Raw genomic sequence first — 11500 nt, 5'->3', positions numbered from 1 at the left:
CCCTTTCCCGAGCCACGGCAGCCGTTGAACCATTCTGGTGCAGCCTTCCGGGACGGTCCGGACACATTTCGATTTGTATTAATATGGGCCGCTGGACAATCGTGTACCCCCGCGGAGTGCCACGATCCGCCCTTCATCCGGCTGGGTGCCGGCCCGCCCCGGATCCCCCTCATTGCCCGGCCCGTCCACTCACGGAGGCTTTCCGTAGCCATGAAATACAAATCTCTCGATGACTTCATGAACATGGTCAAGCGGCGCGATCCGCAGCAGACCGAATTCCTGCAGGCCGTCCAGGAAGTCATGAACAGCCTCTGGCCCTTCCTCCAGAAAAACCCCCACTACGCAGGCTACGGCCTTCTGGAGCGTCTCGTCGAGGCCGACCGCATCATCCAGTTCCGCGTCAGCTGGGTCGACGACAAGGGCGAAGTCCAGGTCAACCGTGCCTGGCGGGTCCAGCACAGTGCCGCCATCGGTCCCTACAAGGGCGGCCTGCGCTTTCACCCGTCGGTCAACCTGTCCATCCTGAAGTTCCTGGCCTTCGAGCAGACCTTCAAGAACGCACTGACCACCCTGCCCATGGGCGGCGGCAAGGGCGGCTCCGACTTCGACCCCAAGGGCAAGAGCGACGGTGAGGTGATGCGCTTCTGCCAGGCGCTCGTCCTGGAGCTCTTCCGCCACATCGGCCCCGACACCGACGTGCCGGCTGGCGACATCGGCGTGGGCGGCCGCGAGGTGGGCTTCCTCAACGGCATGTACAAGAAGCTGGCCAACCAGACCGGCAGCGTCTTCACCGGCAAGGGCATGTCCTTCGGCGGCAGCCTCATCCGCCCCGAAGCCACCGGCTACGGCGTGGTGTACTTCGCGCTGGAAATGCTCAAGCGTGTCAACCAGGACTTCCGCAACCAGCGGGTGGCCATCTCGGGCTCGGGCAACGTGGCCCAGTACGCCGCGCTGAAGTCGCTGGAACTGGGAGCCCGCGTGCTCACCATGTCCGACTCGGAAGGCACCCTCATCCATGAAGCCGGCATCAACCACGAGATGCTGGAAGCCATCTTCGAACTGAAGAACGTCAAGCGCGGACGCCTCTCGGCCTTTGCTGCCGAGCGTGGTCTGAAGTTCGAGAAGGGCCGTACTCCGTGGCATGTGCCGGTGGACATCGCCCTGCCCTGCGCCACCCAGAACGAGCTCAACGCCGAGGACGCCCGGACGCTGGTGGCCAATGGCGTGCAGGCCGTGGCCGAAGGTGCCAACATGCCCACCACGCTGGATGCCGTGGACGTGTTCCTGGGCGCCCAGACGCTGTATGCACCGGGCAAGGCCAGCAACGCGGGCGGCGTGGCCGTCTCGGGTCTGGAAATGAGTCAGAATGCCATGCGTCTGTCGTGGAGCGCCGAAGAGGTCGACAAGCGCCTGCACGACATCATGACCAACATCCACGAGAACTGCGTCCGCTATGGCGAACGCGACAACGGCAGCATCAACTACGTGGATGGTGCCAACATCGCCGGCTTCGTGAAGGTGGCCGACGCCATGCTGCAGCAAGGGGTCTACTGATCCCTCCTCATCGGGCGGGCAGCATCCCGCCCCCGGCCGACCGGAGGCGCCTCAAGGGGCACCCGGTCGGCACGACTGGCCTGGCGGCAATGCCGACCTGCGCCTCATCCACGGGTCCAATCCCTGCAGCAAGCCCCCTTTATCCCGTACCCCTATCCTGCCCCCGTATCCTTTCCTGACAACGCCTCCATCATTCCGCCTCCGACCCGGCTCCGTATCCTCCACCTGCCTGGGCACCATCGCGTCTCCACGGCGTTCCGCCCTGCGGCCACTCCTGGCGCACCTTCCGGGGCGATGCATTCAAGCCACGCATGCCCCATATTTCATGGGCACATGACCAACACCCCGTCGCCACACCCTCACAATAAGGACAGGGAATAAGGATATTTGTGAATGAACGTTAAGGTTTATACATGAATCATTAATGCCATCCGTCTCCCTGCCTCGAGATCCTGCTGTCCGGGTGTATATATGAAGGCACCTAACAACTCAACGGCAGACAAGAGGAGGACACATGTCATGATGGGATTCATGAAGCCGGCACCACACGTCGCGCGCCTGCCGGCCGACCGCATCGATGCGGAATACAAGCGACTGCGAATGCAGGTCTTCTGGGGCACCTTCCTGGGGTATGCCACCTACTATCTGCTTCGCAAGAACTTCTCGCTGGCCATGCCCTACATCGTCGAGGAAAGTGGCTACACCAAGGCGCAATTGGGCATCGTGCTCACCATGCTGTCCATCGCCTACGGCTTCAGCAAGTTCGTGATGGGCAACGTCTCGGACCGCAGCAACCCCAAGTACTTTGCCACCATCGGTCTGCTGCTCAGCGCCATGATCTGCCTGGCGTTCGGCCTGGTACCCGGCGTGCTCAGCAGCATTCCCATCATGTGCACGCTCAGCTTCCTCAACGGCTGGTTCCAGGGCATGGGTTACCCCCCGTATGCACGAACCATGGTGCACTGGTTCTCCACCAATGAGCGCGGCCAGAAGTGGTCCTGGTGGAACGTCTCGCACAACCTGGGCGGTGGCCTGATCGCCCCGCTGGCCGGTCTGGGCATCTACCTGTTCGGCACGTGGCACAGCATCTTCTTCTTCCCGGCCATCATCGCCATCATCCTGGCCATCTTCACGTTCTTCCTGATGCAGGACACGCCGCAATCCTGTGGCCTGCCCCCCATCGAGGAATACCGGAACGACTATCCGAAGGAGGCCACGTCGGAAACCATCGAGGAAGAGCTCTCGGCACGCGACATCCTGTTCAAGTACGTGCTGAACAACCGCATCCTCTGGCTGATCGCGGTCGCCAACATCTTCGTCTACTTCATCCGCTACGGTGTTGTGGACTGGGCGCCCACCTATCTGGCCGAGGTCAAGGGCTATTCGCACAAGGGCTCGCGTCTGGCCTATTTCCTGTACGAATGGGCAGGCATCCCCGGCATGCTGGTCAGCGGCTACCTCAGCGACAAGGTGTTCAAGGGCCGGCGTGCGCCTGCCACCATCCTGTTCATGTTCGGCGTGCTGATTGCCGTGTTCGTGTACTGGAAGAACCCGGCCGGCAACCCGCTCATCGACAACATCGCCCTGGTCTCGATCGGCTTCCTGATCTATGGCCCGGTGATGATGATCGGCCTGCATGCTGCCGACCTGGTGCCCAAGAAGGCCACCGGCAGTGCCACGGGTCTCACCGGCCTGCTTGGCTACCTCATCGGCTCGTCCTTCGCCGGTGTCGTGATGGGTGCCGTGGTGGACCACCTGGGATGGGATGGCGGCTTCTATACGCTGATCATCGCCTGCATCCTGGCCATCGTGCTGCTCTTCATGAGCATGATGGGTGGCAAGCCCAGCCATCAGGCCCACGGATGACACACTGATCGCCAGGCCATACCGAAAGGGCCCCGGTCGGCAACGGATGCCGGCCGGGGCCCTTTCATGTCCGACCACTGCATCACCTCATTGGCCCGCCACGCCGGTATCACGAAAGCGAACTCAGGAAAGCGGCATTCGACCAGCCGGACATGCGTTCAAACGATCATGCGAACGCGGCCCAAGTGGCCACACGATCACACCGCCCCCTTCTCCACCCATCATCACACACCCCGTCCTTCACGAGGCGATCGACGGCCACAGCGTTGAAGGGCGTTCAGCCCTCCACCCGATCGAAGCAGAACCCGCTGTAGTGCTCGACGCTGTATTCCGGCTGCCCGATGACGGGCATGCGCTTGCCCAGGTTGCGCCACTGGTCACGAAGGCGGTAGCCCTGTGCCTCGATGCCGCGGACGAACGGCTCGCGCGCCTGCACCCGGTAGCCGCAGTAGGCTGTGCCGATGTTGTTGAGCGTGAAGAAGTCGTGCTGCTCGTGAATGGGCGTCGTGTTGATGACGATGCGCTTTGGCTTTTCCTTCATGCCAGCCAGGATCTCGGGCAATGACTGCTCCAGATACTGCAGCGCTCCCGACGCATAGAACACGTCCATTCCATCGGCGTCAGCCAGCCTGTCCGAGAACTTCAGCGATGCACTCTCACCTCGTTCTTCGGCAAACCGTCTTCCCTCCTCAGCCACGGCCGGCATGTCGATGACGAGCCACTTCAGGTCGGCCGGGTACTCGATGAATGGTTTGAAGGCAAAGTACTTGATGCCCACCGAACCGCCGACATCGACGATCTTCGTCATGCCATGATGAATGGCATCAGCCAGCCAGAAGAGCGCCGGATGATCGTAATCATCCATCTGAAGGCGATTCAGATACAGCTTGGCCGATGCGGTGTTGTCGTAACTGGTGGGTGCTGTGTCCGGTGCATGCGCCACCGCATCGGCAAAACTCTTGTACACCCCCTGGAACAGGTGGGCCTGCCGGGCATGAATGAACTGATGACGCTTCCAGGCGGTGTCAGCCCATTGCATCGGCCCGTTTTCCCGGGTCCAGCGCCGGGCCTTGCCCAGCTGCTTCATGACACTGCTCATGTTCGTGCTCTCGCATGGGGCCCCAAGGGCCCGCAGAGAATGGTGAGAAAAACAACAGGATGGGCGCCAGCACACTTGCGCACCGACGCCGGTCGGCAAGGATCGACCATTCGTGCGCACCTGACGAGGACATCGTTCACACACGGGTGAGACGGCGGCCGAACGGATGCTGTCAGCCGGCTCGGCGGCAGGCTTCAACAGGCATACAACGGGAACGATTGATAGTCTGCGGGCTTCGAACAACCGGGAACGAAGCAGGCCACGACACGGCAGCTTCGTTCCGAACACCTGATGAATGAGGTCCCGTGCCGGGGCCAATGAAGCGACCGATTCCTGGAGTGAAGAACATCATGCGCCGCGACGACAATGCCACCGACATGCACTGGAACCGCCATGTGGGGCTGACCTATACCGAACCCGAAACGGGCGAAGACGGCATCGATTTCGGTGCCGTGGCCAGCGATGGTCGTGAGTACCGTTTCCACCTGGAAACGAATGCCCTGAAGGCGCTGAATGCCGAGGCATTCTATGACGACGACCTGATCGAGAGATTTCACGCCCATCAAAAAGATATCGAACGTGTTGCAGGCCGTATGGTGATGTTGAACGTTCGTGCCAACCCGATCGTGCTGAAGGCGTCGTACTTTGCAGAATCGCCGTGGCGTCGACTGGGCGGGCGGATCTGAGGCTGGGCGGACGGATCTGATTCAGAGCTGATAGGCCACCGCCCGCACCATGCCCTCCAGGATGTCCTTCCACCAGCTGGCCGGACGCCCCCGGTAGGGTCTGGCCTCAGCGATGTGCCCTTCCAGCCAGTCGGACAGCCAGCGGACCTCGGTCTTGCGGTAGAAGGCCACCATCATCTCGTAGTTCAGGAAGAAGCTGCGGCTGTCCAGGTTCAATGACCCGGCCAGGGCCATGGCCTCGTCGATGACCACCACCTTCGCGTGCAACATCCGCGGGTAGAGATGGATGTGTGCCCCCACCTGAGCCAGCTGCCGCAGGGCCCGCATCCGGGCCACATCAGCCAGACGATGGTTGGAATGCGCCGGAATCAGCAGGCTGATCTGCACGCCACGGCGTGCCGCCATCATCAATGCCGTCATCAGTGCCTCGTCGGGCACGAAGTACGGCGTCACGGCCAGCAGCCGCCGCTCGGCATGGAAGGCAGCCGTCAGCAGCAGCGAATAGAGCGTATCGTCAAACAGATCCGGGCCACTGGGCAGCAGCTGCGTCACCAGCGGCCGGGCATCCAGCAGAGTCCCGTCCACCGGCACTCCGTCGGCAGGCGTCACGGAGGCCGACATGTCGCCAGCGGGTCTCGCATCGGCAAGCTCCCCTTCTGACCGCAGGACACCAGCCTCTTCGCCATCCAGGGCAGCCTGATCCGGGGACATCGCCCCCCTTGCGGACTCGGCTCCCTGCATGCCTTCCGAGTGGTCTGATGCCTTCGACGGTTCCGACAAGGCAGACGGCGATGCATTGGACGAGGTCCGGGCCAGCACCTGTGCGATCAGCTGCTCGGGCATGTCGGCCACCTGGGCCATCGGCTCCACGACGCGCGCCAGCGCCGTGCCCCGATACCGGACAGCCCGTCGCCGATAGCGGGCCGGCAGACGCTTGCCCACCCGCCAGTCCCGCTCGAACATCTCGATGGCCTGTGCCACCAGCGGCCCCTCGATGGAAAAGCTCAGGTCCAGCCAGGCGGGCTCATCCCCCACCCCCATGAAGTACTCGCCCGCCAGGTTCCGGCCTCCGGCCCAGACGGTCTGCTCATCCGCCACCAGCAGCTTTCGATGGTTGCGCAGGTTGGCCCGGCCGTGCACGGGGTTGTGCAGCAGCGGCATGTAGCGCCGCACCCAGACCCCGGCTGCCAGCAGTTGCTCGTACTGATGAGCAGTGACACGCAGGCAGCCCATGGCATCCAGCAACAGCCGCACTTCCACCCCGCGCGCCGACGCCCGGCACAGGGCCTCGACGATGCGCTCGGCCTGATCATCCTGCCCCAGCAGGAAGGTTGCCACGCGCAGCTGTTGCCGTGTCTGGTCGATCAGGTCGATGACGGCCTGCAACGCCTCTTCACCCTGGGCCTGAAAGCTCACCTTGCCGCCCACGGCGGGCGGCGGCATACCCATCGAGGCCAGCAGTTCGCCGGCCCAGATGTCGATGGGTGCCCGTTCGGTCTGCGGGATGCCGCACAGCGGGTTGCGGGCAGGATCAAAGCGGCGCGGTGCGCGCTGCCCCGGTCGCAGCAGTTTGCGGGTACCGAACATCAGAAAGACCGGCAGGCCCACGTAGGGGAAGGCCACCAGCAGCAGCACCCAGGCCAGGGCTGCCGACGGCGCACGACGCTGGTGGCCGATGCGCGTGACACTGACATAGACCAGCAGGCTGAGCAGAACGACGATGGCGTGGGTGCTGAACAGCAAGGAAGGCTCCTGGAGGACGATAGTCCTTCGACATTATCAGAGCCTTGGCCAGGGCGCGCTCAAAGCCCCCGGCGTGCCGGATTTGCCCGTCAGTGGAAATGCGGGCTGGTCGTCTCGGCCCCTTCGGGCATCTGCACGTGCACCAGTTCGCCGCTGCGATCGGGATAGAACGGCGAGCCGCAGTCCTCGCAGAACTCGGGCTCCATCAGCGCATTCCAGACCCGCAGGTCGTTGACACCCACTTCCTGCAGCGTGCTGCGGATCTGCTCCAGCGGCGTGGGTTCGTCATTCTCGGATTCAGGGCCCAGCAGCGGCCAGACGATGCCCTGCACGACATCGCCAGTCTCGCCCAGCGACAGGCCGATCCGGTATTCATCCACGCGGGTGTAGCCGAAACCGGCCACGGAGGCCTTGATGGAAGCGGCCTCCACGCCCAGGCTGTGAACCAGATAATGGACAGCTGCCTTGATGCCCCAGATGCGCACCAGCCGGTCGGACTCGCGCAGGTTGGCATGGTAGGCGTCGGGCAGCAGGGACTCGAAGCCGCAGCCAGGCAGCATGGGCTCGAACAACGGCCGAGTAGCTTCCACCCAGGCCTTCATGCAGTCCTCGCGCGAGCGATGGGCTGCACCGGAAAGCTGCCAGCGAAACACCGGGTGGTTCACGTCAGGCACCACCACGCAGCCCAGCAGGAAGCGTGTGTCGGCCAGCATTTCGGCCGTCTCGGGCATGGACTTCAGGTCGACGCGTCCCTGGCTGCCGTTGGCGGTGGAAACAGCCATGCGGCGGGTGAGCTTGCGCAGCTCGGCAAAGTCATGCGGCAGCTGATCCAGGCTGTAGAGCCAGGGCATCAGCTGAAAACGTACATCAGGGGCCAGCACCAGCTCGTGCCACAGCCGCAGCAGCTCGGCCATCACCGGGGCAGCAATGGCCCGGGTGGGAATGCTGAAGCGCGTCCAGGCCACGATGGGCGCCGTGACCAGCAAGGCATGCAGCGGGGCGGCGGGTCGCTCGTCCGCGGTCTGCCCACGCAGCGCCGAAGGCTGTACGGGCACGGTCTCGGCTGCGTGCTCGATGGCCTCGACCAGCGCACCGTAGGCCGTGCCGTCCTGCTGGCTGAGCTGGTCGAGCGCCGTGCCGACGGCCGACGGATGTGCGCCATCCAGCAGACGATCAAGCACCTGGGCCAGCCTGCCCTCCCAGAACATGCCTTCGGTACGGCTGCCCGCCCTGGCCAGCCCGAGCGAAGCCGACACGAGGGCCTCGACATCCGGAGAGGCCTGGGAGACCCGTTGCCGGGCACGATGCGAGACGCGGAGTTCTTTGCTGGACATGCCGGCAGTGTAACGGAAAGTGGAGAAAGGGTGGCGGTGCTTCAGTGATGCCAGCGCATCGACGATTTGAACTGTTTTTCCAGGGCGACGAGCCCCTGTTCATGCAGCTGTCGCTCGGCATCGGTGGCCAGGCGCACCCGCAGGCCGGTGGGCGGCCAGCGACCGCCGCCGGCATCGGCCACCGCGCCGCCTTCATCATCTTCGGCGGACGATCCAATGTCGAAACTGCCCTGGCCACGCGTCATGCCCAGGTACACCTCGGCCAGCAGTTCCGAGTCCAGCAACGCGCCGTGCAGCGTGCGGTGCTTGTTGGGCACCATCAGGCGCTCGCACAGTGCATCCAGGTTGTTGCGCTTGCCGGGGTAACGTTCGCGCGCCATGGCCAGCGAATCGGTCACGCACGCCACATGCGAGGCGAAGGTGCCCCGCCCCAGCCGCGCCAGCTCGGCATCCAGAAAGCCCGTATCGAAGCTGGCGTTGTGGATGATGATCTCGGCGCCCCGGCAGAAATCCAGAAACTGGTCGACGATCTGGGCGAAGGTGGGCTTGTCGCGCAGGTCGTCCCAGGTCATGCCGTGAACGGCCGCGGCCCCCTCATCCACCTCGCGCTCGGGGTTGATGTACAGGTGCAGGTTGTTGCGGGTGATGCGCCGGTTGACCATCTCCACGCAACCGATCTCGATGATGCGATGCCCCTTGGAGGCTTCCAGACCGGTGGTCTCGGTATCCAGCACCACCTGGCGGGTGACTTCTCCCATCAGGCACCTCCGCGCGCTTTCTGCAGCGCCGCCACGGCCAGCCGGTCGGCACGCTCGTTGTTCACGTTGCCCTGGTGGCCGCGCACCCAGCGTACCGACACCTTGCGGGCGTCGGCCACGGCAAACAGCCGCTTCCAAAGCTCCAGGTTGGCCACGGGATCACCCTTGGCATTGCGAAAGCCCCGACGCTCCCAGCCGGCCCGCCATTCGCTCAGCCCCTTCAGCACGTACTGGCTGTCGGAGACCAGCTCCACCGCGGCGCCTTCGGGCGTGCGCGACAGGCCCTCGATGGCCGCCGTGATCTCGGCGATCTGGTTGGTACCCGGCCCGATGAAGCCGTTGTCGGCGGCTGTCTCGGCGCCATCGGGCGCAAAGACCACCACGCCCCAGGCCGCAGGCCCGGGATTGGTCGGCGCGCACGCCCCATCGGTATAGGCAACCCATCTGTTCGTCATGGAATCCGTCATCGGCAGCTGTCAAAAAGGGGCAGCCATTCTAGAGCGGATTCCCATCTCGTGGGCCGGCACCTTGCGTCCTTGCCGAATGGCCAGCCCGGCGCAGGCGAGACCTCTTGTCCTCGGCGGACATCGACGCAGGCTCACGGCAGGACGAGCCCCGTCCCCCCATGGCCACCGCGGCGCCGTGACGGGCCGGCACGCCCCGCCAGGCCGGCCCCACCAGCCGCATGCCCCGCACCCGCTTCACGGCGCTGACCAGATAGACCGCCCCGCAGACCGGCCACCAGCGGTCACCAGCCCGCTCCAGAAAGCGCTGGCTGCGAGCCAGCCATTCCTGACGCAGGAAGGGCCAGGCATAGCCGCCGTACACGGTGTCATCCGGCTCGAAGCTCAGCAGGCGAATCCAGTCACGGACATGGGGCGCGCCGATGAGCGCACCGGCGTGGGGCAGAAAGCCGCCGCCCAGCCAGCCCGGCAGCGCCTGACGCAGCCCCCACAGCGACCACGGATTGATGCCCAGCACCACCAGACGCCCTTCGGGACGCAGCACCCGGTCCACCTCGCGCAGCAGCTGATGGGGATCGGTGCAATCCTCCAGCCGATGCGGCATCACCACCAGATCCACCGACTGGCTGGCAAAGGGCAGCTCGCCATAGTCCGCCACCCGCAGGTCGGGCTGCCATTCACCCTCGGCCACCGGCCGGGTGCCCTGCAGCACCCGGATGCGGTGCGGCATGCGGTTGTCGGCCAGCGCATCCAGCGCCGGCATGCCCAGCTGCACCGCGTAATAGCCAAAGACATTGCCCACGGCGCAGGCCAGCTGCCGCCCTTCCCACTGCAGCAGGTAGCGGCCGGGCGGCGTGGCCAGCCACTCCGTCCAGGCATCCGGATTGCCTTTATGATCGGGAGTGTTCGGGGTTGGGGACGTCGCCCCGGCACGATTGTCCATGCGTTTCCATTCACCAGACGCCAGAGGGAAGACCAGATCCTGCGGCACGCGCATTCTACGGATGAATGCGTTGCACGTCGGGCAGGCTCGGGGAATCCCTGTGGAGCACCCATGATCACCAATACTGCCCAGCCCCTCCATTCACCGTACCGAAGCCGCACCGTGGTTCCGATTCCGGCGCTGCAGGACAACTACATCTGGCGCATCGGCGCCGGCCCCGCCTTCGTGGTGGTCGACCCTGGCCAGGCGCAGCCGGTGCTGGACAGCCTGCAGGCCAGCGGCGGGTCGCTGGCTGCCATCCTTGTCACCCACCATCATCACGACCACGTCGACGGCATCCCCGAACTGGTGGCGCACTGGCCGTCGGCGCGTGTCATCGGGCCGGCCGACTGTGCGGCCAAGGGCGTGCGCGAGGCCGTGGGTCATGGCGATGTCGTCGAGATCCCCGAGGCGGGCCTGAGCCTTCAGGTCGTGGCCACCCCGGGCCACACCCAGGACCATCTCTCCTATTTCTGCCCGCAATTGCCCGAGCATCCGCACCCGGCGTTGTTTTGTGGCGACACATTGTTTCTGGCAGGTTGTGGCCGCGTCTTCGACGGCACGCTGGAGCAGCATTTCGATTCGCTGGGCCGGCTGAGCACCCTGCCCCATGACACCCAGGTCTACGCCGCCCACGAATACACCGTCACCAACCTGCACTTTGCCCGGCAGGCCGAACCCGACAATGAACGGATAGCCCAGCGCCTGCAAGACGCGCTGCTGCTGCGCGCCCAGGGGCAATCCACCCTGCCGGGACAGCTGGACGAAGAGCTGGCCACCAACCCCTTCCTGCGCAGCCACCTGCCGGCGCTGGCCCGCCACCTGCCCGGCGGCGCCCTGCCTGAAGGCACCAGCGCCTTTGAGGTGTTCGTGGCGCTGCGTCAGTGGCGCAATGGCTTCCGCCCCCCTGCCATCAACTGACGGACGGACAGCCACCCCTGAAGAAAGCCGAAGTCGGTTACTTTGGCCGACGGGTTACTGTGCTATCGTCAGAGCGCTCCCAATTCCAGTCTG

10 protein-coding genes are annotated in these 11500 nt (G+C 64.7%); 4 read left to right on the top strand and 6 right to left on the bottom strand.

What is annotated here, in order from left to right:
• The first annotated feature begins 210 nt into the window (after positions 1–210).
• Both gdhA and glpT read left to right on the top strand, forming a co-directional pair.
• Entirely contained in the window at positions 211–1554 is a 1344-nt protein-coding gene (gene gdhA / locus EL249_RS07500) for an NADP-specific glutamate dehydrogenase (protein ID WP_005673352.1), read from the top strand.
• A gap of 519 nt (positions 1555–2073) precedes the next feature.
• Positions 2074–3420 carry a glycerol-3-phosphate transporter gene (glpT, locus tag EL249_RS07495; RefSeq protein WP_005673353.1) on the top strand — a complete coding sequence of 449 codons (1347 nt, stop codon included), beginning with the start codon at positions 2074–2076 and terminating at the stop codon, positions 3418–3420.
• A 277-nt stretch (positions 3421–3697) separates the two neighbouring features.
• On the opposite strand, the gene EL249_RS07490 is transcribed toward glpT, so the two are convergent.
• The gene (locus EL249_RS07490; RefSeq protein WP_005673355.1) at positions 3698–4519 is read right to left on the bottom strand and encodes a TIGR04325 family methyltransferase; all 822 of its coding nucleotides are present in this window, start codon (positions 4517–4519) and stop codon (positions 3698–3700) included.
• A 350-nt stretch (positions 4520–4869) separates the two neighbouring features.
• Here EL249_RS07490 and EL249_RS07485 point away from each other — a divergent pair, with 350 nt between their 5' ends.
• Positions 4870–5205, top strand: a complete 336-nt coding sequence (locus EL249_RS07485; protein WP_126348137.1) for a hypothetical protein — start codon at positions 4870–4872, stop codon at positions 5203–5205.
• A 21-nt stretch (positions 5206–5226) separates the two neighbouring features.
• Here EL249_RS07485 and EL249_RS07480 read toward each other — a convergent pair whose 3' ends face one another.
• The 5 genes from EL249_RS07480 to EL249_RS07460 all read right to left on the bottom strand — a co-directional run bounded on the left by EL249_RS07480 (position 5227) and on the right by EL249_RS07460 (position 10447).
• Complete coding sequence (locus EL249_RS07480) at positions 5227–6948, bottom strand: phospholipase D-like domain-containing protein (RefSeq protein WP_005673358.1); 1722 nt, start codon at positions 6946–6948, stop codon at positions 5227–5229.
• A gap of 89 nt (positions 6949–7037) precedes the next feature.
• Positions 7038–8282: a DUF2863 family protein gene (locus EL249_RS07475; RefSeq protein ID WP_005673359.1), complete on the bottom strand. Its 1245-nt coding sequence runs from the start codon at positions 8280–8282 to the stop codon at positions 7038–7040.
• Positions 8283–8323: 41 nt separating this feature from the next.
• The gene (dnaQ, locus tag EL249_RS07470) at positions 8324–9040 is read right to left on the bottom strand and encodes a DNA polymerase III subunit epsilon (protein ID WP_005673360.1); all 717 of its coding nucleotides are present in this window, start codon (positions 9038–9040) and stop codon (positions 8324–8326) included.
• Positions 9040–9495, bottom strand: a complete 456-nt coding sequence (locus tag EL249_RS07465) for a ribonuclease H family protein (protein WP_040531152.1) — start codon at positions 9493–9495, stop codon at positions 9040–9042. Before EL249_RS07465 ends, dnaQ begins: the two co-directional genes overlap by 1 nt.
• Positions 9496–9535: 40 nt before the next feature.
• Positions 9536–10447, bottom strand: coding sequence for a class I SAM-dependent methyltransferase (locus EL249_RS07460; RefSeq protein WP_083799614.1), 912 nt, complete (start codon positions 10445–10447; stop codon positions 9536–9538).
• Positions 10448–10558: 111 nt separating this feature from the next.
• Between EL249_RS07460 and gloB the strand changes: the two genes are divergently transcribed.
• Positions 10559–11407 (top strand): hydroxyacylglutathione hydrolase, encoded by an 849-nt coding sequence (gene gloB / locus EL249_RS07455; protein WP_005673363.1) that lies wholly within the window; start codon positions 10559–10561, stop codon positions 11405–11407.
• Positions 11408–11500 lie beyond the last annotated feature (93 nt).

The sequence above is a fragment of the Lautropia mirabilis genome (genome assembly GCF_900637555.1).
Classification (GTDB): domain Bacteria; phylum Pseudomonadota; class Gammaproteobacteria; order Burkholderiales; family Burkholderiaceae_E; genus Lautropia; species Lautropia mirabilis.
This window is presented reverse-complemented; position numbering and strand designations above follow the sequence as displayed.